Raw genomic sequence first — 23,876 nt, 5'->3', positions numbered from 1 at the left:
AAAATCAGTTTACTGTATCGTGATCTCACACCGCCTGTTCACGCCCTGTTGCAGGATAAACTTCTCCCGGTCCGCATCCATCGTATACTGGCTCGCTACCAGCACCGGCCGGGTAGACCCGAAGTAGTTGATCCGGATACGGCCCGCTTCCACTCCCCTGCTGAGCAGGCATTCCTGGATATACACCGCCCGGTTTTTGGAAAGGGCGAGGTTGTATTTCTCGGTACCGATAATGTCTGTATGGCCGTTCACAATGATCATCCGCTGCGGCTGGGCTTTCCAGATATAGAAGATGGAATCCAGCTTACGCCATTCCTTATCCTGCGGGATATAGGAGTTGAGATCGAAATAAACGGCGCCCGGTATTTTCCACGCGGTGACGGGTACACGAAGCGTGCTGTCGGCAGGCAACGTATAGGCGCTCACGTGAATGACCGTACTGTCTGCCGGTATGTTCTTTTTTACGGGAGATGCAGGAGCCGCCGGTGCAGTGGCTGCTGCCTGACGGTTGAGCTGCTGCGGCTGACCGGCAACGGTGCGCTGCCCGTAACCAGGGGCGGCGGCCGCTGTAGCTGCTGCAGCGGCAGGCGCAACGGCGGGCGCAGGATGGGCCAGGTTCTGCCAGGGTATCATCTCCGGAGAACTGTCCACCACTTCATCTGTATAATCTTTTACCTCACGGACAGGCGTAGTAACGGGAACGGCTGTATGTGCCACTGCGGGCGCAGCAGGCTTGTCTTCCGCTTTCACAACGGGAGCCAGGTTATCATAGGTTTTATCCCCTGTTAAAGTCAGCTGTTGACGGTTGTCCGTCTGCGTCATGGTATAAGGCACTTTATCTTCGTCGTTTACCGGCTTGCCGGGATAAGGCAGTCCCAGTTGTTTCAAAGGATTCTTCTTCAGGTTCAGCACATAGATATGATCATTATCATGTACACCGGAACGGTCTGATGTAAAATATAATAATGACCTGGATTCGTCCAGCACGGCATTCAGATCGTCAAACTGCGAGTTGACCGGATAAGGCAGATGCACAGGGCCTTCATCGGGTTTCTTCAGATCGATCATGAATATGTCCAGCCCGCCGAAGCCCCGTAAACCGTTGGATGCGAAAAACAGCTTGTCTCCCGCAATAAACGGATACAGTTCGTTACCGTTGGTGTTCACCTTCGGTCCCATATTCACCGGCGCCTTCCAGCGTTTTTCCGCTTTGTCCCAGTCAGCATAGTAGATATCTGTACCACCCTGACCGCCAGACATATCGGACGCAAAGTACAAACGTTTACCATTCGAAGCAACTGACGGATGCAGGAAAGACCAGGAATCTGAAGATTTTCCCAGTTTTACCGGCACCGGTTTGCTCCAGGCATCGTGGTTTTCCTGGTAGGTGGAGGCTAACAACTGTGTGCCGTTGTTATAATTGATATAGGAATTTTTATCGTTTTTAACGTCGGTAAACCGGTTGGAGGTATAGATCACCTTCTGGCCCTTATCATAGAAAGAGGCCGGCCCTACCTGTAAAATGCCTCTCAGACTGTTGTTAAACGGTTCAATACCGTCTTCTGAAATCATATACAGCTTAGAATTTGTGTAGAAAGACTGCGCTTCGTTCTTCTTAAAATCATTGGAAAGAAAAACGATGTTGTCTTTATACAGGGCCAGTCCGTATTGGTACCCGGGCAAGCTGAGCCGGAGACTGTCGGCCTTTACGTTCCGGAGAGAATCCCGGTTAAAGAAAGTATAATAGTTCACCAGCGATTCCTGGAGATTGGTAAAGCGGGCGTTGTTTTTATAGTTGTTGGCATACACTTCACTGATCTGCCGGGCTTTTTCCACTCTGCCCGTACGTTTCAACAGATCAATATAAGTGGTTACGTCCGTCACCAGTACATCATCACCGGGCTTATACAACAGTTCATCATACAGGCTGACTGTCTTTTCGAACTGCCGTGTCTCGAAGTAAATGCGGGCCAGCTGGAACTTCGCCTGTCGCCGCGCATTTTCATTGCTGGTGTTATTAATTACGTCATTGCAAAGCGATATCGCCCGCTCATATTCCTGTCTTTTAAACAACCGCTCCGCCCTCCTTGCTTTAGACATGCCCATACTACCGGCAGTATGGTCTTTCACAAAAGAGCAGGAACCAGTCATGATCAGCACACCCAGGAAAAACACCAGGCGGCCAACATGGTAATTTCGCATTCGTTCCGTGAATCGGGTTTTCATAGCATTTTTTTTAAAAGTACCGCGGGGCCACCACTTTCCATTTGGACCAGGAAAAACGATAATTGATCATTACTTCGTGGGAAACTGTTTGTGCGCCTTTCAGGTTAGACTGCATCGGGGTATCGTAAGAATAGCCCAGTTGCAGGTTTTTGTTCAGCTGCACTTGTACAAGACCGGTCATCGTTTTTTCGGAACGCCAGGATGCGCCCAGCCATACCAGATTTTTTAAGAGAATATTCGCATTGAGATCATACTGCACCCCTGTGCCTTTGACGATCCGCAGCAGCACATTGGGTTTGAGTTTTACGTTGTCATTAATGGTCAGAAGGTATCCGGATTGAATAAAGTAATGTGATTGCACCACCACTTTGTTGACACTGTTGCCCAGGTCAAAACTTTTGAAAGTAGGGGAAGAGATGCCTACAAAGAAGTGATCGGTGAAGAGCATGAAACCGAAGCCTACATCTGTTTTCCAATAGCTCTGGTTTTGCGCGAACACCGGGTCGGAGGTTGACAGGGAGCTGTTGTCTTCCCGGAATTGCGACATACCCGCTTTCAGCCCCATGGCGAGGTATAACTTTTCGTTGAGCTTTACCCGTTGGGATACGTTGAAATGCACACCTGTCTGCGAGTTAACGGTAATTTTTTCATTCATCAGCGACACGCCAAGGCTCGTATTGGTCGCTTTCAGCGGCGTATAAAAAGAAGCTGTGGCTGTTTTAGGCGCACCGTCTACACCCACCCACTGGTTACGGCCTACGGCGGTAAGGCTGGAAGACTCGTCCATGGAAGGGTATGCCGGGTTGATGATCATCCCGTTAAACATATACTGGGAGTAGATCGGCTGTTGCTGCGCCCACCCTTTCAGGCAGCAGCAACAGCATAGTACAGCAATCCCTAAAGCTTTCATAAATCGCTTGTTCATAGGTATCAGCTTGAATATTTTACCAATAATGATCTCAACGTTTGATGACAATAAATCCGGTATACCGTTCTACCCTGCCATCCACCCAGATCTGTACCTGGTAGAAGTAGGAGCCGTCCGGCACATCGGCGCCTGACTGGCCGCCGGCATTGGCCTTGCCTTTGAAACTGTTGGATTTATTATCGTAATTACTTGTCTTATACACGGTACCACCCCAACGGTTAAACACCACGACCTCGTTTTTCGGGAACTTCTCGATGTTCTGGATGTACATCAGGTCATTACCCTGTCCGTCGTTGTTGGGGGAAATCGCCGGATGTACCTTGATCTTGCCGTCCCTGCCGTCGAGGTAATCGATCTTGCGGTTGTTGTCGAGATGGAAGCGGCTCACGGAATCCGGCACACCGTCGCCATCGGAGTCCAGGTCGAGGAAGTTCGGGATACCGTCTCCGTCCGTATCGTCGTCAAACGGATCACTGTTGCCGTTGATGTCCTCCTGTTCGTCGGTCAGGCCGTCACCATCGGTATCACAGGTTTTACACATCGGATCGTCGTTGAGGATCACACCGGTAGCTTTGGCCGGATCACCGAGTACCGGCGTATTCTGGCCGGAAGGCACGGTCACGGTCTGTAGCTTCACGATAAAGGTCTCGTTCTGTTCGAAAACCTCATCGCCAATAATATTCACCACTACTTCGCCGCCCGGCTGGAAGGCAGGTATTTTCGCCTGTTTCACCGTATTGTCAAAGTCTGTTCTCGGCGTAGCTTTGAAGCCCAGGTAAGGGAAACTGACACCGTCTGTGGATTCTTCAAAGTCATAGTTAAGGGTAATATCCCTTGAGCTCTTGCGGTTCATTTTCACCACAAATTTCAGCGGCGTATTTTCTCCTTTATTTCCTTCTTTCACGCTGAATTTCTCCGCGGCAAAAGCCAGCGTCAGCGGGTCGTTGTCATGGATGGCCGTTTGTGCGGAAACATTAGTCCCTGCTTTGTAGATCGGGGTACCGCTGCCACTCACATGCGGCAGGATGGTCGCTTTCAGGAAACCGTCGTCATCGTTGGTATCGTTGTCTGTTGCGGTCAGGGTAAAGTCCTGCGCCGTACGGAGTGCCGGTAACACTACTGTGATGGTATTGCCGTTCACCGTGGCGCCGGCGGCAGTGAAGCTGCGCGCAGCATCCTGGTCTACCCGGAAGCGGATCGGCAGATCACGCGCAGCGGTGTTCACCGCGCGAATGCTGAACTTCACCGGCTTGCCTTCGTCTGCCGGCAGACCGTCGTTGATGATATCCACCAGCAGGGTATCGTTATCGTGGATCAGCACGTCTGCCTGCGCTTTGGCAGATAACGGCCAGGTAACGCCCGCGATGTTGCCGGTAACAGTCTTCAGTTGTACCTGTACATTTTCGTCTCCTTCCACAATGGTATTGTCAATCGGATCGACTTTAATATCGGCGTAGTTTTTACCGGCCGGTATCACAGTGGAGCCGCTGAGTTTACGGTAACGGCTGTCCGCCACCGCATTGCCGCTTACCTGGTAAGTCACGGTCACATCTTTCACGGCCGACAGTTGAGTGTCTGTGAAGTGTACCCTGAAAGCGCCGGGTGTATTGGGTTCGGACGCATCGGCAGTTTTCTCCACCATCATCTGGCGGGCAGTAGCTTTAGCGCCGGTAGCGTAACTTTCATCGTCAAACACCGTCATCCGCACGGTATCTTTATCGTTTACATCGAAGCCGATATTTTTATTAAACCGCTTCATCTGCGCCAGCAGCAGCGATACTTTCACTTCTTCATCGCCTTCAATCACCAGGTTATCGATCACGTTCACGGGAACGGATACACTGTTCTGTCCGGGTACGATAGTGGCGGATGTCTGTATCGGCGCTATATTGGTAGTACCGGCGATGCTGCTGACATAGAACACCACCTTCACTTCGGCGGCAGCGGTGCTGGTACCGGGCAGTTTAATCAGGTAAGCGCCGTGGGTGGCTGGTTCGGCCGCATCATTTTTCTTCTGCAGCTGCACGCTCATATCGCCGGTTTCCGGTATCAGTAAAGACGACGGCTGAAGGAGGGTATATCCCGTTGTTACCAGCTGAGCAGTCAGTTGCAGCATCTCATCGCCTTCCAGCACATTATCGTTGATCATCTGCAACGTGTATACTTTATTGTTAGTCAGCGCCGGCAGCGTCACGGAAGACGGCACGCCGCTATAGTCTGCGGCATCCGCAGTGGAAGCGGCATCCCTGCCGATATTGATGGTAATGTCTTCATCGGAAGAGATCAGGCTGTTCACAAATCCAACCTTCAGGGCGGAACTGCTACCCTCATGCAGAATGGTAGAATCTATCTTCACCTGCACCTTCAGGTTATTGGGGTCGAGGCGGGTAGCGTCTTTGATGATCAGGTCGAGGGTGTCGCCCTTCATACCGGCCATATTTTTAGGTGCGGCTACCAGCTGTAACAGCTCGTCTTTTTCAAGGATGTTATCGTTTTCCGCATGTACGGAGAAGCTGACATCCGGTTGCAGCGCCGGGATAATCACCTGCGGCGGCAACCCGCTATAGTCGGAAGGTTTGGCTTTGGTAGCGCTGCCGGCAGACAGGGTCACCGTGATAGCTTTGCTGGAAGTAACGCCTGGCGCCAGGGATACTTTAGCGGCATAGGTGTCGCCCTCTTTTACAGCAGTACCAGCCGTTACCGGGATGATATGGATATAGCCGGTCGCCGGGTCGTCGTGTGTTCTGTCGAGGATCACTATGGTATCTCCTTTCACGGGCATATTCACATCACCGGTAGTACCGGTAAGCACGACCGTTTCATCATCTTCCAGGACCAGGTCTTTCACTGCTTCCAGCAACACTGGATGTGTGGCGCCGGTAGCCAGTTTAGGGATGGTGATGGTAAGGGGGAAAGGCAGCGGTTTATAGTCGATATTATCGGCAGTAGACGCTGCGTCTTTATTGATTGTGACAACGATGGGCTTACCGGCCTGCCAGCCATTAGGCAGCTGCACACCGATAGCGGCACCGGCGCCGCCTTCATTGATGGCGGCCAGCGAACGGGTGATCTTCACAGGCGCTGTCAGCGGATACTGCGCATCGTCGATGTTTACTTCAAAAACATTGGTGGCATAGCTGCTGATCCCGTCGGTGGCGGTGGTGCTGATCACCAGTTTCTCCGGTCCTTCCACAAGGTTATCTGCTGCTATCTTCAGTGCAATCGTAGTATCGTTGGCGTTATTAAAGGAGAAAGCGTTGCTCATGGTGTAATCCGCACCGGCTTCTGCTTCGCCGCTGGTTTGCGTCAGCGTAAGGCTGATGGGCACCTCTGTGGTAACGCCCGCCGGCAGTGCAATATGTACGTTACCGTTATCTCCTTCTTTCGCGTTGAGCGTTTTATAGGGTGTCAGCGTCAGCGCCCTGTTGGCAGGAACGGTGCGTGTCAGGTCCTGAATTTTCAGGTCGAGATTGTTCACGGTATAACCAGCCAGTGTGGCGTTGAGTTTAAGGGATTCGTCTTTTTCCAGCACCTGGTCGGTATGCGTCTGAAGCACTTCAAACGTGTGTGTTTTATCTGTTTTTTGCAGTTCCAGCAGGGTGTTGATCAGGGCGTAGTCATTTTTGGTGAGACTGGCTTCCGAAGCGGCATCGACTGCCAGTTGTACCGCTACTTTTTTGGCTGAGGTATACAACCGTGTTACCGTCACGCTCAGCTTCTCCCCTTCCGGTATCAGTGTTTTGCCGGCCGTGAGGGTAATCTTACGGGCATCCGGTTTATTGATGGTATTGTCTGCAATGTGAATGGTCGTGCTGGTGACCGGCAATGTGGTATTGGCCGGGTTGCCGTCAATGATCAGGTCGGCGTCGTCGTCCAGCACATCGTTGTCTGTGGCGAGGACCTGCATGGAAGCGGTGCCGGTGGACTGGATGACCAGCTGTTTATTGAGAATGGCAGTATGGCGGTCGTCTCCGGCGGTGGAACTGCTGTTCTTCACCAGCTGTACCGTCAGCGGAATGGCTGATTTCCACCCGTTCGGCAGCGTGGCGGTCAGGGTAGCGCCGGCCGGGTCGTTCTCCTGTATCGTGGCAGGCGTACTGCTGAGCACAATCGGATTGGTCGCCAGCAGCGGGTACTCCCGGTCGTTGATGGTAAGGGCCAGCGTGGCTGGTGTCATGCTATAGGTAGTGCTATAGGCATCGGTGATGGCCGGTGTGATGGTCAGGTTCTCCTGGTTTTCCACCAGGTCGTCTTTTAATATGTTTAGCGTGGCTGCGGGCGCCGGCGTAGCGGCGGTGATCTGCAGCGGGCCGGTCAACGTATAATCGTTGGTGGCAGCGGTGCCGGTGACAGCGCTGAGGTCTATATTGATGGGTATTTGCGTGGTAACACCGGCAGGCAGTGTAGCCGTAATAGTGGTAGTATTATCTTCCGCGATGGTGGTCTGCGGAATGCTGAAGGTCACCTTCGTGTTGGCTGCGTTTCTCCTGGTAGCGTCGTTGATGGTGATGGTTGCTCCGTTCACCGTATAAGCGCCGGCGGTGCCTTTGATCACCAGGGCTTCGTCTTTCTCGATCACCATGTCAGCAGCGGCTGCCAGTACGCTGGCAGGCGTGGTGTAGGTGCCGGTGGTATGGGCCGGCAGCTCAATTTCGTTGGCAAGCGTATAGTCGGTCGCTCCGGCTTCTGTCCCCGTTGGGTTGGCAGCCAGGGCTATCCTGATATTTTTGGCGAAACTGTACCCGCTGGTAAGGCTGATGGTAAAGGGCGTCGCCTGTCCTTCCGTCAGCGGTGTGGTGACCGGCGCTATGGCGATGGATACGGCGGAAGCATCTGTCTTATCGTGGATATTAAGTGTGACGTCTGTGCCGGTGGTAATACCTGTCAGCGGCACGCTGGCAGCTGTGGCGGCATGGACCACCAGCACGCGGTCGTCTTCCAGTACGAGGTTGGCAGCAGCGGAAATGACATCCGGTACAGACGCCTTCGCTCCTGCCGGAATCACCATTGAAGCAGGTAAACCGCTATAGGAGCCCGTTTGCGCGGTGGTACCGGCAGCGGCGGAGATGTCGAAGGTAAGCGCCACATCGGTGGCCACGATACCGGCAGGCAGTTCTATCCAGCAGTTGGCGCCGGGACCGCCTTCGTTGATATCGTTGGTGGACAAATGGAGTGTAGCCGGCGCCGTGAGGGGCAGCTGCGCATCCTTAATGGTAATGGCGGCCGGCGCCAGCTTAAAGGCCGTGGCGCTGCCGTCGGTGATGGCTGCGGTGAGGGTGATGGTTTCATCACCTTCGATACGGCCGTCGTCGGTCAGTTTAAGGGTACCGCTGATGGGTGTGCTGCCGTTGATGATGTTGGCAGGCAGGGTCAGCGTATAGTCTGTATTGTCTGCAGCGGTGCCTCCTTTCGTCAGGGTAACGGTGATGGGTATATCCGTAGATACGCCCGCCGGCAGGCTGACGTTGAAGGTACCGTTGTAACCTTCTTTAAAGGTGAGCGCGGGATAAGATGCGTCCGGATCAGCAGGGGTAACGGTAACGGCTAATGTAATATTGGCGTCGTGGTTACGGGTGTCGTCCGTAATGGTGATCACCGGTCCGGCAGCTGTTTTCGCCTGCCCCAGTACGTTAGCGTCTCCCTGTATTTTGAAGGTCTCGCTGGCTTCGAGGACAAGGTCCGTTTTGGCGGTGATCACAATGTCAGCGCTACCGGTGCCATTGGCGATCTTCACTTTTTTATCCATGGTGAAGTCCACGTCTGCCACGGCGGTATTGCCGGTAAGAACGGACAGGTCCACATAGGTATCTTCCGTTACGGTGGTGCTGCCGGGCAGGGAGATGGTACCCGTTATCTGGCTGCCTTCGTTGACAGTTGTCTGCGGGAAGTTAATCGTCAGTGTGCGGTCTTCATCATCGACAATGGTATAGGTCGCCTGTTTGGCGGCACCCAGCTGTACCAGTGCATTACAGTTGATGTCCTGCAGTTCGAGGGTAAGCTTGCGGCTGTATTCCAGCCTGTCGTTTCCTTTGATGATCACGTTGGTCACCGGTACGGTGGTAGCGGTGGTATAGTTACCGGCCGGGATGATGAAGCCCGTTTCGTAGGTGAAGTCCTGGTTTTCCAGGGCGGGATGCGGCTCTCCGGCATTAGCCACCACTTTCATTTCGGCGTATACCGGCGTTTTGAGGATGCCGCCGCTTACTTTCAGCAGGAGGCTTTGCGGCGCGTGGTCGTTGCCGGTGTTGCCTTCATTATCGCTGGCATCACCCGCAAATTCTACGGTCACAGGTGTGCTCCCGTCGCTGGTTTGGCCGCCGATAGCGGTGTGTATAGCATCGTAGTCCGGATACGAGGTTACCGGCGGCGTATTGTCCAGATCGCCGTAACCTACAGCAATGCGGGTACCCAGCGTTTTACCGGCCAGTTTGTTATTCAGGGCTGATTGTACCAATAACATACGGTCATACCCCACACTGATTCCCGTACCGGTGTTGGAGGGGTACGGAAAGAGCGTCAGGTTGGAAGACGACTGGTATTTGCCCGGCGCCTTGATATCGTCTGACAGAAAATAACTAGCAAATGAAGAGGAGGCGACAAAGGCATGGGTATAAGGCTGCGGCACGCCGCAGTTGATGCTGGACGCCGTTCCGTGGTAAGCGCCCATGTAGGCTGTTCCGCCCGGTTGTTTAAAGCCGAGGGCGCAATAACCTGCAATGCCTGCCTGATAATCGCTGCCGGCACTGTAGACATAGTTGGGGTCCTGTTGCATGGCCAGGTGTTCTTCCTGGTAGAGCATCACATTGTACCCGATGTTGATACCGTTAAAAGAGTAGTCGACGGTAAAGTATTTATTCGGTGTTATATAAGAGTAAGCGCGGGTGATAAAGATGGGTGATTCGAAGTCTGTCCCGCCTGCCGGCTTTTTATCATAAATTTTGTTGAAGACGAAGATCCGGTAGGGAGAGGCAGCGCTGCCGTTTCCGATAACGGGGGAGATATAGCAGACGTTGGTGTCCAGGCTTTGCAGGGCTGTCATGGGGGTGGTACTGTGTTTCACCCGGATATAGTCGCCATAGCCTTTTTCGCCGTTGGCCACATAAGATTCCGTTTTACCATTCCGGAACACCTGTATCCTGCCCTTGGCGTCCATTTCCAGCCGGAGGCCGTCGCTGGCGGAGTTCCCCCCGGCGGCGTTGATCACGCGGATGGCTGGTAGCGGTGCCTGTGCCTGTATGCCGGTATAGATCAGCAGGAACAGGAGCAGTGTTACGCAGCGCCGAAGCACGGTTTTGCCTTCCGGCAATAGATGCAGCTTCTTTTTCATAGGATGGGACAGGACTAACATATGCGTGTGTAAATTTCTATTTATACATATAGATTTTAAAAATGTAAAAAACAGTCCTTTATAAAACCCTATATGCCTCGTAATTGGCTCTCCCGGCAAACCTTTAACCTGAATACTTCATACGTTGAAGCTGAAAAACCTTTGTTGCCGGCAATTATTGTTATCAATACCCCGGGGATGGGGAGAAAATAAGACACACAAATTGCGCTTACAATGATGTTTAATAATTGCTCATACTCTTCTTACTGTTCTTTACCACTAAACAATTAAATATTAAATCATATATTTTAATTTACAAACTTATAACATAATTTATATTAAATCAAATTTAATTTGAAAACGATCGGCAGAGATGGCTCTAATAAAATGATTAACAAAATTTTAGGGGGTCACTGCGGTGAGGAGGGCGGCGCTATTATGTAAAAAGTTAAAATAAGCCTAGATTTGCACAAAACTTTATTTAATGTCCACAATTGCAAAATCCAACATCGACTTTAGCCTTCCGTATAAGGTAAAAGATATGTCACTTGCGGCCTGGGGTCGTAAAGAGATAGAGCTGGCAGAAGCCGAAATGCCCGGTTTGATGTCATTGAGAGAAGAATATGGTGATAAAAAACCCCTGAAAGGCGCACGTATCGCCGGTTGTCTGCACATGACCATTCAGACCGCCGTACTGATCGAAACCCTGGTACACCTGGGTGCGGAAGTACGCTGGAGCTCCTGCAATATCTTCTCTACACAAGACCACGCTGCTGCTGCCGTTGCTGCTGCCGGCGTTCCGGTATTTGCCTGGAAAGGTCTTAACGAACAGGAATTTGACTGGTGTATTGAACAAACCCTGTTCTTCGGCGGCGCTGACCGTCCGCTGAACATGATCCTGGACGATGGTGGCGACCTGACCAACATGGTACTGGACAAATACACTGAGCTGATCCAGCACATCAAAGGTCTGAGTGAAGAAACCACTACCGGAGTTCACCGCCTGTATGAGCGCATGAAAAACGGTACTTTACCGATGCCCGCCATCAATATCAACGACTCTGTTACCAAATCCAAATTTGATAACAAATACGGTTGCCGCGAATCCTGTGTAGACGCTATCCGTCGTGCTACCGACGTGATGATCGCCGGTAAAGTGGCTGTTGTTGCCGGTTTTGGCGACGTAGGTAAAGGTTCTGCTGAATCCCTGAGAGGTGCAGGCGCCCGTGTCATCGTTACCGAAATCGACCCGATCTGTGCTTTACAAGCCGCTATGGAAGGTTATGAAGTGAAAAAAATGAACGATGCCGTTAAAGAAGCGGACATCATCGTTACCACTACCGGTTGCCGCGACATCATCACCGGCGAACACTTCAAACTGATGAAGGATAAATGTATCGTTTCCAATATCGGCCACTTCGACATCGAAATCGATGTAGCATGGCTGAACAAGAACTACGGTAACACCAAAGTGGAAATCAAACCCCAGGTAGATAAATATACCATCGACGGTAAAGATATCATCCTGCTGGCAGAAGGCCGCCTGGTGAACCTGGGTTGCGCTACCGGCCACCCTTCCTTCGTAATGAGTAACTCTTTCACCAACCAGACACTGGCTCAGCTGGAACTGTGGCTGAATTCAGACCAGTACGAAAACAAAGTATACGTACTGCCTAAACACCTGGATGAAAAAGTTGCCCGCTTACACCTGAAAAAAATCGGTGTGGAACTGGACGTACTCACCCCTGCACAATCCGAATACCTCGGCATTCCGGCAGATGGTCCGTTCAAACCAGACTACTACAGATATTAATTACGAATTACGAATTACGAATTCGGAAAGCGAAGACCTGAGCGAAGACAATTTGCTCAGGTCTTTTTATTTATCGGGATCTTTTTATTTGCACAGATTATTTGTCCACACTGCAATAAAACAGCTCCCATTCGTAATTCGTAATCCGTAATTCGTAATTGATTAGTACTTTTGTGACATGACAAAGCTGAGCGTAAATATCAACAAGTTTGCTACCCTGCGCAATGCACGGGGCGGCAACCTACCGGACATTCTTAAAGTGGCACAGGATTGCGAACGGTTCGGCGCTGACGGTATCACCGTACACCCCCGCCCGGACGAGCGTCATATCCGCTACCAGGACGTAAGAGACCTTAAACCCCTTGTCACTACCGAATTTAATATTGAAGGATACCCTTCCAAAGACTTTATGGACCTCGTACTGTCCGTAAAGCCCCATCAGTGCACGCTCGTACCGGACCCACCGGACGCCATCACCTCCAACACCGGCTGGGATACCATCCAGCACCAGTCCCAGCTCAAGGAAGTGATCAGTGAACTGAAAAAAGCAGGCATCCGCGTTTCCATCTTCCTCAATGCAGAACCAGACAAGGTGGAAGGCGCTAAAACCGCCGGCGCAGACCGTATCGAGCTGTATACCGGCCCTTACGCGGAAGAATACACGAAAGCTCGTACACAGCCGCAAAACCTGCAGCTGTTCAACGACTATAAAAATACCGCCCGCGAAGCCACCAACATCGGCCTGGAACTCAACGCCGGCCATGACCTGAACCTCGACAACCTCCGTTTCTTTAAACTGCATATCCCGCAACTGAAAGAAGTGTCTATCGGTCATGCCCTCGTGGTCGATGCGCTGTATTATGGCCTCGAAAACACCATCCAGCTGTACAAAAGGCAACTGGCCGACCACTAACAATAGTATAAAACATAAAAAAGATACCCGTTTGATGATATATCAAACGGGTATCTTTTTTATAATACTTCTATCCTTCGCCCCTATCTCCGGGAATCAAAAAATCAGTAATAATCATGTCCGTCATGAGGCAAAATATTAAAGCCATTCCGCTGAGAGGAATGGCTTTAAGAACCCTTAAAACAATCAACATGATGCTCATACCGGGGTCACAACAAAACCGATATGAACTTTAAAAAATTGCTGCCAGGACTGGCAACAAAATTCGTTTATATTAAAACTAAAACTAATTTATTTATACAATTAGCATTATAGCTGCAAGTCAATAACTTTCGTCAGCATTTCTCTCTCCGCTTCCACCTCCACTCCTCAGCGAAACCGACAAAAAGCATGTTCATCACAGTTACTTCTTTAATAACGCTATTTCCAGCACTTGGTTCATTTCTCTTACATAATGAAACTTCATGCCTTTGATATATGAAGGATTTATGTCCTTTATATCCTTCTCATTCTGCCAGCATAAGATAATTTCCTTGATACCTGCCCTTTTGGCGGCCAGAATTTTTTCTTTGATGCCCCCTACCGGCAGCACCTGTCCTCTCAGCGTAATCTCTCCGCTCATCGCCAGGTAGGATTTTACCCTCCGGCCGGTAAATGCGGAGGCCAGCGCTGTCAGCATGGTAATACCCGCACTGGGACCGTCTTTCGGCACCGCGCCTTCCGGTACGTGCACATGTACGTTCTTTGTATGGAAGATTTTCGGGTCCAGCTTCAGCATAGCGGGGTTGGACTGTAAATAGGTCAGGGCCGTAACGGCAGACTCTTTCATCACGTTCCCCAGGTTACCCGTCAGTTTCAGTTCTCCTTTGCCTTCGCTCAGGCTGCTTTCGATGAAGAGTATATCGCCGCCCACGTACGTCCAGGCCAGCCCGACGGCAACACCCGGAGGGTTGCCCACTTTATAGATTTCGTTGGAATAACGGGGCCTGCCCAGTATCCGCTCTATATCCGCGTTGGTGATGTTCTCCGGCAGCTTGTTTTCCATGGCCACTTCTTTGGCCAGGTTACGCATGATAGCGGCAAAGAGCCTGTCCAGCTCCCGGACGCCGCTTTCGCGGGTATAGTCTGCAATAACATGCTCGATAACGTTATTGGCTATCTTGAATTTCGCGTCTTTCAGTCCATGTGCTTCCTTCTGTTTGGGCAGCAGGTGGCGTTTGGCGATCTCGGTCTTCTCTTCGATGGAATAACCGCTGAGGTCAATGATCTCCAGCCTGTCGCGCAGCGCAGGGTGGATAGCGTTGATATTGTTCGCTGTCGCGATAAACAACACCTTGCTCAGATCGAACTCCAGCTCCAGGTAATTATCGTAAAAAGTGCTGTTCTGCTCGGGGTCCAGTACTTCCAGCAGGGCTGAACTCGGGTCGCCGCGCAGATCGTTGCCGATCTTGTCGATCTCATCGAGGATCATGACAGGATTGGCAGATTTGATTTTGCGGATAGACTGTATCACGCGGCCTGGCATAGCGCCGATATAGGTTTTACGGTGACCTCTGATCTCGCTTTCGTCATGCAGTCCGCCGAGGCTCAACCGCACGTACTTACGGCCTACCGCGCTGGCAATAGAACGGCCGAGGGAGGTTTTACCGATACCCGGAGGGCCAACGAAACACAGGATCGGTGATTTCATATCCCCTTTCAGTTTCAGTACCGCCAGGTATTCCAGGATGCGCTCCTTGATTTTTTCCATGCCATAATGGTCATGGTCCAGTATTTTTTTCGCCTTTTTCAGGTCGTAGCTGTCGGTGGTATATTCGCCCCAGGGCAGGTCCAGCAGCAGGTCCAGGTGGTTGTACACCACGCTGTAGTCCGGTGTGCTGGGATGCATGCGTTCCAGTTTTTCGATTCCTTTGGCGAAGGCTTCGGCCGCCGCGGCCGGCCATTTCTTTTCTTCCGCTTTGCGCTTCATTTCTTTCAGCTCGCGGTCGTTGGCGTCGCCACCCAGTTCTTCCTTGATGGACTTCATCTGCTGTTGCAGGAAGTAGTCGCGCTGCTGCTTGTCGAGATCTGCCTTGGTTTTATTGGTGATTTTATTTTTCAGTTCTGCCAACTGCAACTCTGTCTGCAACAGTTTCATCAAGAGTTCCGCGCGGGTACGCAGGTTATTGATTTCCAGCAGTTGCTGTTTATCTTTCAGGTCCGAGTTGAGGTTGGAAGATACGAAATGCACCAGGAAAGAGGCATTTTCGATGTTCTTCAGGATAATGCTCGCTTCCGAAGGCAGATTGGGCGACAGCTGGATGATCTGCGCAGCGAGGTCTTTGATAGAGGAGATATAAGCTTCAAATTCGGAATCGTCCTCCGCCGCCTCATCCTGTAACAGGGTTACTCTGGCTTTGAAATACGGATCTTCCGAAACAATCTCTTTTATCCTGAAGCGTTTGCGGCCCTGTATGATGATGGTAGTGCCGCCGTCCGGCATTTTGATAAGTTTGACGATACGGGCCACAGTACCCACATCGCTCAGATCGGCCACGTTGGGGTCTTCGATGGTGCTGTCTTTCTGTGCCACCACACCGATCAATTTGTCAGCTTTGTATGCGTCGTTAACTGCCTTTATGGATTTATCCCTTCCCACAGTGATCGGTAAAACCACACCGGGAAACAGGACGGTATTGCGCAATGGTAATAATGCCAGTTCATCGGGAATGTTATCATCCTCCTGACCCTCCCCGTCTTCATTCAAAGGGATAATAGGCATGAACTCCATTTCATCTTCCGAATTTCCTAAATAAAATCTGTTCATCTGAGATATTTAATGCCCGGAGGACATTCTGGCAGAAAAAGCTGCAGAAGCCTCCGTTTTTTTATGCTCTCCTACCTTGTCAAGTTTGGTGCCAAGTGACGAGTTGTCATCCCGCAAAGAGCGCTAAGCAGCCCTTATTTTGTAAGCGCACAAAGAAAGGAATAGAAAGTTAAACAAAGAGAGAAAGATAGAGAGAAAAGCGCAAAGAAAAGAAGCGGAGACCACACACGAGAATATTGTATTATATCGACTATATCGAAATGATCAACAATATTCTCGTGTGTGGTCTCCGCTTCTTTGTGTTCTTACAAAAATACGGGCTTCTTTGTATGCTTTGCGTGCGTGTGAGCGTGCAACTACAGGGTTACACCCACACCCAGCTGGATGCTCTGGTTTTTCCAGTTGCTGGTGTTGGTAACGCTTTCGATGCCTTTTACGTCATTGAAGCCAATGATGTAACGGGCGCTGACATTCACGATAGGCAGCTGCAGCCACAGACCGGCCACGCCGGAAATTTCACCACCTTTAAAGGCAGTATTGGCAGCACCAAAAACTTTCCTGTCGCTCACCATGGCGCCGAACTGAGGACCTACCTGCAGTTTCAGACGGGGAGTACCAAGATCAATATTTGCGAGCAACGGAATGCTCAGGTAGTTCAGATTAACTTTTTTACGGTTGTCGGAGGTGCTTACTCCTTCGTAGATATCGCTGAATTTATCGGTGGTCTCTGTTTTGGTTGATGAAAAGATCACTTCACCCTGCACACCAAAACCTTTAGCCAGGTTTAACTGTGCGAAACCACCAAGATGGTAGCCTAATTTGAATCCGTCCTGAAATCCGGAACCATCCAGTTTTCCAAGGTTGGCGCCACCTTTAATACCAAAGCGCAGTAATTTCTGTGCGCTGACAGTGGTGGTAACAGCGGTCATTGCGAGCATGGCAACGGCGAGAAACAGTTTTTTCATAATTCTTATGTTGTTAATAATGGTTAAAATTATAGACGCCCGAACAGTAAAATACCCCTACTTATCTCAGGGAGATTCCCTAGATACAAATTCCGTGCTATTTGTTAAAGAAATCAGAAACTGTAGGACAGACGGGCGGTGAAATAGCCCATCAATTGCAGTTCCGGGCCTGTCAGCGGCTTAAAAACAGTGAAAGAGGGAGAAAAAGTAAACTGATGGAACAGATAGGAAGCATTGATCGTACAATCAATGGCGCGGGGCTCAAAACCGGTATGGTCTTCATAACTCAGCACTTTCCCGGGACGCCCTTTATTCGGTTTCAATTTGGGAGAGCGGCCCATATAGCGGAAAGCCGACAGCTGGCTGTAATAATTGGCGGTGCCTGTGGTGAGCGACAGGGAGGGCTGCAGCAACAACGCGTCGTCGGAGAACAAGAGGCCATCAAAAATAAACGGGTGCCGTACCGTGGCGATCACGTTAAAGTCGCTGCCCGTCACATGTTCCTTCAAACGCCGGGTGCCGCTGGTATAGGATCCCCAGCCGAAATCCAGGCTAATGCCCATGTGCAGCCACCATTTACGGTAATAGAAATAGGAAAATATTTCATTGTTGATCGGCGTGGCCGGAACATCGGTGGAATCGGCAAAAAGATAACGGGTATACGAAATGCCGGTGAGGAAGTTTCTTTTTTTCGTATAGTCGTAACCGGCAGTAAAGTCCCATTCAAACCAGTGATTTTTGTCGGTATCGAAGAGGTAATAGCCGCTCGCTCCGGCGGTCAAGCCGCTTTTATGATACCAGGTCAGTGAGGGGGAAAGGTAAGCCTTCATAACGATAGGCTGTTCGAGGTTAACGGTCTTGGCGCCGTAAGCAGGATTATTGCCATAACTCAGGGATGCCACCACTTCACTTTTCTGTTGTTTATTCAGCAGTGAATCCAATTGTCTTTCCAGGTCCGCCAGGGACTGACCCTCAGCGAAAACACTGCAAAACAGTAGCAGACATGTCAGGAATACGCGCATTGAACAAGAGATACAGGCCACAATATAGCATATTTTGGGATTTACGGATTTACGGATTTTGGGATTTACGGATTTTGGGATTTTGGGATTTGGAGATTTGGAGATTTGGAGATTTCAAAGGAAGCCCTTCATCATTAACCCAATCCCTAAATCCCTAAATTTCCAAATCCCAAAATATCAAAATATCAAACAAGTTCTATTACCGTAATTTCCGGCAATACGCCTACCCTGCCCGGGTAACCGAGGAAACCAAAGCCCCTGTTCACATACAGGCGTTGCTCTCCGGCTTTGTACAGGCCTGCCCATTCTTTATAGAAGTATTGGGCGGGGCTCCATTTGAGACCGGGTATTTCCACGCCGAACTGCATGCCGTGGGTATGGCCGGCGAGGGTGAGGTCAATATCCGGGAATTCAGGACGGATCTGGGCGTCCCAGTGGGTGGGGTCGTGCGACATGAGGATTTTGAAGGGGATGTGGTCTATCCCGTCATAGGCGCGGCGAAGGTCGCCGTGGCGGGGGAAACGCTTGATGGCGCTCCAGTTTTCCACACCAAGGAGGGCGATCTGGCCGCCATCTTTCTCCAGCACTACGTTTTCATTCATCATGAGCTTCCATCCCAGTTCACCGTGGACTTCCTTCAGGCGCTCCAGGTTTTTCATCTGCAATTCGCTGTGACCGGCAGGTGTTTTATCCGGCCAGGGGTAATAATCGCCGTAGTCGTGGTTTCCCAGCGTAGAATAGACGCCCATGGGCGCTTTCACCTGGTTAAACACGTCCATCCACTGGGTCATTTCATCAGCGCGGTCGTTGACCAGGTCACCGGTAAACAGCACCAGGTCCGGTTTCTGGGCGTTGATCATGTTCACCCCTTTGATCACCGCCTCACGGTTGGCGAAACTGCCGGAGTGGATGTCCGAGATCTGCACGATGCGCATTCCCCGGAAAGAAGCGGGCAGGTTTTTAAACGCCAGTTTGATTTTATGGACGCGATAGTTGTATTTATTGGAAAAGCCGTAGACCAGGGTGCCGAACAGGCTGCCGCCGGCGATGAGGCCGAGGCGGCTGAGAAACTGGGAGCGGCTGATGCCATTGGTGGCGCCGGTGGCCGCAACGGCGTTTTTTTCCGGTGTAAAGCGTTGTATGAGCCATACTACGCCGCGGCGCACATCATCTATCAGCAGGAATACCACCGCCAGCAGTTTGGCCACCACCAGCCCGAGGAATATGGCCATCAGGTAGGACTTCAGCTGGGCGGGCCAGGCGTGCCAGTGGATATAGGGCAGCAGCAGGACCATCAGGATGCAGATGGCAGATACCGACCAGTAGGCAGCATAGGTGATGGCCCGCACACGGGGCAGCGACATGTATACCATGGCGCGTACCGCCTGGAACACGTAGAGGTCCAATACCAAAAGAAAAACAACTAATATAATAGAATTCAGTCCGGGTCGCATTATAAATAATTAATATAAAACTTAACAGAAAAGCAAATTAACACAAGTTATCCGTCCCAAAAAGTTAAAACGGAGAACCGGCAGCTATGCAGACGAATAACAAACGGATAAATTGCCCGGTTTTAAATTAAATTTCCAAACAATATATTATGTTATTTTGATATTTAAATATTTCAATATTTAAATAGCTACATTTGGGCAGGGACACTTTGTGAATAAATAAATATACTACAGCGCCGGAATTGTTGCTATTCGTTGTATTTTTGTCCGATTCAGGTAACTTTTAACAATTAATGACCGGGTTAGTGATTTATTGGGCGAAAGCTTACATTATCATTCATAGCCCGGAATTCGTTTTTTTTACCTAAAATTGAGACCATGAGATACACTAATTACGGTCATTCCTGCTTCGCAGTAGAGATAAAAGGCAAGCGGATACTTTTCGACCCGTTCATTACGCACAATGAGCTGGCTAAGAAGATAGACGTTCAGACGATAAAGGCGGATTATATTTTTGTGTCCCACGGTCATGAAGACCACGTGGCAGACCTGATTTCGCTGGCGAAGCAGACAGGGGCTATGGTAGTCTCCAACTTTGAGATTGTTACCTGGGCGGGCAAGCAGGGATTGACCAAACTGCACCCGATGAATACCGGCGGTAAATGGAAGTTTGATTTCGGCACTGTGAAATGTGTGGTGGCACAGCATTCCAGCTGTCTGCCGGACGGATCTTACGGCGGTAATCCGATGGGCTTTGTGTTTATGACCGACGAAGGCAATTTTTACTACAGCGGCGATACCGCGCTGACGCTGGACATGGAGCTGATCCCGGATATTACCGAGCTGGATTTTGCCGTTTTGCCGATTGGTGATAATTTCACCATGGGCCCGGAAGATGCCATTGCCGCGGCCGAAATGATTGACTGTGAAAAAATAATCGGTATCCACTACGACACCTTCGGGTATATCAGGATAGACAGGAAGGAAGTCATGCAACTGTTTGACGAAGCCGGCGTGGAGCTGTTGCTGCCTGAAATAGGCAGTACTATAGAGGTTTGAGGAAGAAGCGATCCTGCTATTTAATCCTTTATCCTATAAATGAACCTTTGAATTTTTTAAATTAGACAATGGCTAGAGTAATCGCAATCGCTAATCAGAAAGGTGGGGTAGGAAAAACAACCAGTGCAATCAACCTGGCAAGCAGCCTGGCTGTACTGGAATTTAAAACATTGCTGGTAGATGCTGATCCCCAGGCAAACAGCACCACGGGACTGGGCTTTGACCTGCGTAATGTGCAGCAGAGCCTGTACGACTGTATGGTCAACGATGTGCAGGCCAGAGATGTGATACTGGAATCTGATACGCCCAACCTGAAAGTATTGCCTTCCCATATTGACCTGGTAGGTGCTGAACTGGAACTGATCAATCACCCTAACCGTGAGCGGGTGATGAAGCAGGTAGTGGATGCGGTAAAGGACGATTACGATTTCGTGATTGTGGATTGTTCCCCTTCTCTGGGACTGATCACGGTGAACGCCCTGGTGGCTTCCAACGCGGTGATCATCCCGGTACAATGTGAATTTTTTGCGCTGGAAGGTCTGGGCAAATTGCTCAACACTATCAAGATCGTCCAGAGCAGACTGAATACAGACCTGGAAATTGAAGGTATCCTGATGACCATGTACGATGGCCGTCTGCGCCTCAGCAACCAGGTGGTGGACGAAGTGAAGCAGCATTTTGAGGAAAGCGTATTCAACACCATCATCCATCGTAATACCAAACTGGGAGAAGCGCCCAGCTTTGGTAAATCTGTTATTATGTACGATGCAGCCAGCACCGGTGCCATCAACTACCTGAACCTGGCCAAGGAAATACTGCAGAAGCATAACTACACGAAAATTAAATCCAAAGACAAAATCTTAAAATGACCAATCCAAGTAAGAAAGAGGCGTTGGGGAAAGGTATCCGCTCGCTGCTCCAGAACATAGACACTGACCTGAAGCAAACTGCCGGCGCACTGAGCGACAAAACGGTAGCTACCGCCACAGGTATTGAGCGTATTGCGCTGGAACAGATCGTGACCAATCCGAAGCAGCCGCGTCGTGACTTTGATGAGGTTGCACTACAGGAACTTAGCCAGTCTATCAAGCTGCATGACATCATCCAGCCGATCACAGTGGCCAAGATCAGTAACAAAAAGTACCAGCTGATTGCCGGTGAACGCCGTTTGCGCGCCAGCAAAATGGCCGGACTGAAAGACATTCCGGCCTATGTGCGGCAAGCCAACGACCAGGAACTGCTGGAGCTGGCCCTGCTGGAAAACCTGCAAAGGGAAAACCTGAATGCCATCGAGGTTGGATTGAGCTACAAGCGGCTGATGGAAGAATGTTCCCTCACACAGGAACAGGTGGCCGACCGCATGGGCAAGGAAAGAAGCACCGTTACCAACTATATCCGCCTGCTCAAACTGCCGCCTGATATCCAGGTAGCGGTACGCAACGGACAACTGAGCATGGGCCATGCCCGTGTACTCACCGGCGTGGAAAACGTGGAAAACCAGCTGTTCCTCTACAACGAGATCCTGCAAAACGGCCTGTCTGTAAGACAAACGGAAGACCTGGCCCGCAAGATCAACCAGGCAGACAAAGGCAACCAGCAGAAAGCGGTCAGGGTAAAACTGCCGCCCGCTTTCCAGAAGATACAGGACAACCTCAGCTCCCACTTCTCCACCAAAGTGAAGCTGGAGAGAGGCAAGAATGGAAAAGGAAGCATCATGATTGAATTCTATTCGGACGATGAACTGAATAGTATCCTGGAAAAAATAGATTTATAAGGTGGCTAAAAAGGCTGGAAGATTATTCCGTTTATTTCGTCGCCATGTACCGGTATGCCTGGCATTGCTGGTATTGGCGCCCACACTGAGAGGGCAGGACACTACCCGTCGTGCTGCCGCAGATACTGTAGTACGCCCGGTCACCGACACCACTGTCAAACCCGTTGCGGTGCTGACAGATACGACTGCCTCCATCATCCGGTTGCCGTCGCGTGCGCCGCACAGTCCGCGTAAAGCGGCGCTGTACTCCGCCATACTGCCGGGGCTTGGCCAGGCCTACAACCGTGAATACTGGAAAATGCCCCTGGTATATGCCGCCATCGGTACCTGTACCTACTTCTTCGTGTGGAATATGGACAATTACCGGACCTATCGCGATGCCTACCGGCTCTCGGTAGACGGCAACCCGGACACCAAGGCGCCGGACCCGTTCCTCGCCGCACAGTCTTCCCAATACCTGAAAGCGTATCGTGACTACTACCGGCAGAATGTCGATTACTCCGTACTCTTCTTCGTACTGGCCTATACGCTTAATATCGCCGATGCTACCGTATTTGCGCATTTGCGCAACTGGGACATGTCCGACGATCTGAGCATGCGCGTGTCCCCGGCCATTATCAACAACCGGAGTTTAGGCATCAGCGTTAAACTCGACATCGGCGGCGGCCGTAAGCACCCTAAAACAGCCTGGGTGGCCGGACGGTAACCAAACTCCAACTCATCATCAACAAAAAATAGCAGCAAGGGTCATGAAAATAGCACTCATCGGATATGGTAAAATGGGCAAGGCGATCGATGCCATCGCCACTGCCAAAGGTCATGAGGTCATCCTGAAAATAGATCACGACAGCCAGCACCTGCTGGACAAGGAGCACCTCGGCCAGGCGGACGTGGCCATTGAATTCACTACTCCTGAAACCGCTTACCATAACATACAAAAGTGCTTTGAGGCCAACGTACCCGTTGTCAGCGGCACCACCGGCTGGCTCGAGCAGCTGCCTGAAGTGAACGCCCTGTGCGAAAAAGGCCACCATGCTTTTTTACACGCTACCAACTTCAGTATCGGCGTCAATATCTTTTTTGAAGTCAATAAAAAACTGGCAGCCCTGATGGCCGCCCAGCCCCAATACAATGTATGGATGGAAGAAATCCACCATACCCAGAAAAAAGACGCCCCCAGCGGCACCGCCATCACGCTGGCAGAACAGCTCCTGGCTTCCGTGGACCGCAAAAAGGGTTGGGTCAATGACGAAACACAGCAGGCTGACATGCTGTCTATCATCTCCAAAAGAATAGACCCCGCTCCGGGCACGCATACCATTCATTACTCCTCTCCGATCGATGATATCACGATCACGCATACCGCCCATTCCCGCGAAGGGTTTGCTGCCGGTGCCGTTGTGGCCGCGGAATGGCTGAAAGGAAAGGCAGGCGTATTCACCATGAAGGACGTGCTGAACCTCTAAGGGCATAATGAATTGAATATCAATTATTTTTTATTCGTGTCACGCTCCACGTCGGCTGCTGAAATATAAAACTCGAAAGAAGGGCTTATATTTGTTGGGTCAAAAATGTTCATTGCACCACGA

At 50.7% G+C, this 23,876-nt stretch carries 14 protein-coding genes; 7 read left to right on the top strand and 7 right to left on the bottom strand.

The features are described 5' to 3' along the window. Positions 1-9: 9 nt before the first annotated feature. Genes HF324_RS07800 through HF324_RS07790 form a run of 3 tightly spaced genes read right to left on the bottom strand, consistent with a single transcriptional unit; the run spans position 10 to position 10,502 of the window. On the bottom strand, positions 10-2,226 hold the full coding sequence (locus tag HF324_RS07800) for an OmpA family protein (RefSeq protein WP_168862234.1): 2,217 nt from the start codon (positions 2,224-2,226) through the stop codon (positions 10-12). 10 nt (positions 2,227-2,236) lie between these two features. Then, complete coding sequence (locus HF324_RS07795) at positions 2,237-3,136, bottom strand: PorP/SprF family type IX secretion system membrane protein (protein WP_168811110.1); 900 nt, start codon at positions 3,134-3,136, stop codon at positions 2,237-2,239. Positions 3,137-3,185: 49 nt separating this feature from the next. Continuing rightward, a complete protein-coding gene (locus HF324_RS07790) occupies positions 3,186-10,502 on the bottom strand; it encodes a Calx-beta domain-containing protein (protein WP_168862232.1) in 7,317 nt (2,438 codons plus the stop codon). 463 nt (positions 10,503-10,965) lie between these two features. On the opposite strand from HF324_RS07790, the gene ahcY reads away from it, so the two are divergent. Together ahcY and HF324_RS07780 are read left to right on the top strand one after the other, a co-directional pair. Continuing rightward, a complete protein-coding gene (ahcY, locus tag HF324_RS07785; protein WP_168811106.1) occupies positions 10,966-12,294 on the top strand; it encodes an adenosylhomocysteinase in 1,329 nt (442 codons plus the stop codon). Between the two features lie 178 nt (positions 12,295-12,472). Next, positions 12,473-13,207, top strand: coding sequence for a pyridoxine 5'-phosphate synthase (locus tag HF324_RS07780; protein WP_168811104.1), 735 nt, complete (start codon positions 12,473-12,475; stop codon positions 13,205-13,207). A gap of 403 nt (positions 13,208-13,610) precedes the next feature. On the opposite strand, the gene lon is transcribed toward HF324_RS07780, so the two are convergent. The 4 genes from lon to HF324_RS07760 form a co-directional block, all read right to left on the bottom strand. Then, the gene (lon, locus tag HF324_RS07775; protein ID WP_168862231.1) at positions 13,611-16,013 is read right to left on the bottom strand and encodes an endopeptidase La; all 2,403 of its coding nucleotides are present in this window, start codon (positions 16,011-16,013) and stop codon (positions 13,611-13,613) included. A gap of 356 nt (positions 16,014-16,369) precedes the next feature. Continuing rightward, the gene (locus HF324_RS07770; protein ID WP_168811100.1) at positions 16,370-16,978 is read right to left on the bottom strand and encodes a porin family protein; all 609 of its coding nucleotides are present in this window, start codon (positions 16,976-16,978) and stop codon (positions 16,370-16,372) included. A 113-nt stretch (positions 16,979-17,091) separates the two neighbouring features. After that, positions 17,092-18,000 carry a hypothetical protein gene (locus HF324_RS07765; RefSeq protein WP_168862230.1) on the bottom strand — a complete coding sequence of 303 codons (909 nt, stop codon included), beginning with the start codon at positions 17,998-18,000 and terminating at the stop codon, positions 17,092-17,094. Positions 18,001-18,185: 185 nt separating this feature from the next. Then, on the bottom strand, positions 18,186-19,454 hold the full coding sequence (locus HF324_RS07760) for a metallophosphoesterase (RefSeq protein WP_168811096.1): 1,269 nt from the start codon (positions 19,452-19,454) through the stop codon (positions 18,186-18,188). A gap of 378 nt (positions 19,455-19,832) precedes the next feature. Between HF324_RS07760 and HF324_RS07755 the strand changes: the two genes are divergently transcribed. The 5 genes from HF324_RS07755 to dapB all read left to right on the top strand — a co-directional run bounded on the left by HF324_RS07755 (position 19,833) and on the right by dapB (position 23,753). Continuing rightward, complete coding sequence (locus tag HF324_RS07755; RefSeq protein ID WP_168811094.1) at positions 19,833-20,513, top strand: metal-dependent hydrolase; 681 nt, start codon at positions 19,833-19,835, stop codon at positions 20,511-20,513. 68 nt (positions 20,514-20,581) lie between these two features. Further along, entirely contained in the window at positions 20,582-21,382 is an 801-nt protein-coding gene (locus HF324_RS07750) for a ParA family protein (RefSeq protein WP_078672026.1), read from the top strand. Further along, on the top strand, positions 21,379-22,287 hold the full coding sequence (locus tag HF324_RS07745; protein ID WP_168811092.1) for a ParB/RepB/Spo0J family partition protein: 909 nt from the start codon (positions 21,379-21,381) through the stop codon (positions 22,285-22,287). Before HF324_RS07750 ends, HF324_RS07745 begins: the two co-directional genes overlap by 4 nt. A gap of 1 nt (position 22,288) precedes the next feature. Then, positions 22,289-22,993 (top strand): DUF5683 domain-containing protein, encoded by a 705-nt coding sequence (locus HF324_RS07740; protein WP_168811090.1) that lies wholly within the window; start codon positions 22,289-22,291, stop codon positions 22,991-22,993. 43 nt (positions 22,994-23,036) lie between these two features. After that, the gene (dapB, locus tag HF324_RS07735) at positions 23,037-23,753 is read left to right on the top strand and encodes a 4-hydroxy-tetrahydrodipicolinate reductase (protein WP_168811088.1); all 717 of its coding nucleotides are present in this window, start codon (positions 23,037-23,039) and stop codon (positions 23,751-23,753) included. The last annotated feature ends 123 nt before the right edge of the window (positions 23,754-23,876 follow it).

The organism is Chitinophaga oryzae, from assembly GCF_012516375.2.
Lineage (GTDB): Bacteria > Bacteroidota > Bacteroidia > Chitinophagales > Chitinophagaceae > Chitinophaga > Chitinophaga oryzae.
Note: the sequence above shows the minus strand (reverse complement) of the source record. Positions and strands in the feature narration are given on the sequence as shown.

What these genes read in the sequence shown, in the direction of transcription:
- ahcY (WP_168811106.1), top strand. Translation starts at nt 10,966, where the DNA reads ATGTCCACAATTGCAAAATCCAACATCGACTTTAGCCTTCCGTATAAG.
- HF324_RS07750 (WP_078672026.1), top strand. Translation starts at nt 20,582, where the DNA reads ATGGCTAGAGTAATCGCAATCGCTAATCAGAAAGGTGGGGTAGGAAAA.
- HF324_RS07770 (WP_168811100.1), bottom strand. Translation starts at nt 16,978, where the DNA reads ATGAAAAAACTGTTTCTCGCCGTTGCCATGCTCGCAATGACCGCTGTT.
- HF324_RS07755 (WP_168811094.1), top strand. Translation starts at nt 19,833, where the DNA reads ATGAGATACACTAATTACGGTCATTCCTGCTTCGCAGTAGAGATAAAA.
- dapB (WP_168811088.1), top strand. Translation starts at nt 23,037, where the DNA reads ATGAAAATAGCACTCATCGGATATGGTAAAATGGGCAAGGCGATCGAT.
- HF324_RS07800 (WP_168862234.1), bottom strand. Translation starts at nt 2,226, where the DNA reads ATGAAAACCCGATTCACGGAACGAATGCGAAATTACCATGTTGGCCGC.
- HF324_RS07790 (WP_168862232.1), bottom strand. Translation starts at nt 10,502, where the DNA reads ATGTTAGTCCTGTCCCATCCTATGAAAAAGAAGCTGCATCTATTGCCG.
- HF324_RS07780 (WP_168811104.1), top strand. Translation starts at nt 12,473, where the DNA reads ATGACAAAGCTGAGCGTAAATATCAACAAGTTTGCTACCCTGCGCAAT.
- HF324_RS07765 (WP_168862230.1), bottom strand. Translation starts at nt 18,000, where the DNA reads ATGCGCGTATTCCTGACATGTCTGCTACTGTTTTGCAGTGTTTTCGCT.
- HF324_RS07745 (WP_168811092.1), top strand. Translation starts at nt 21,379, where the DNA reads ATGACCAATCCAAGTAAGAAAGAGGCGTTGGGGAAAGGTATCCGCTCG.
- lon (WP_168862231.1), bottom strand. Translation starts at nt 16,013, where the DNA reads ATGAACAGATTTTATTTAGGAAATTCGGAAGATGAAATGGAGTTCATG.
- HF324_RS07795 (WP_168811110.1), bottom strand. Translation starts at nt 3,136, where the DNA reads ATGAAAGCTTTAGGGATTGCTGTACTATGCTGTTGCTGCTGCCTGAAA.
- HF324_RS07760 (WP_168811096.1), bottom strand. Translation starts at nt 19,454, where the DNA reads ATGCGACCCGGACTGAATTCTATTATATTAGTTGTTTTTCTTTTGGTA.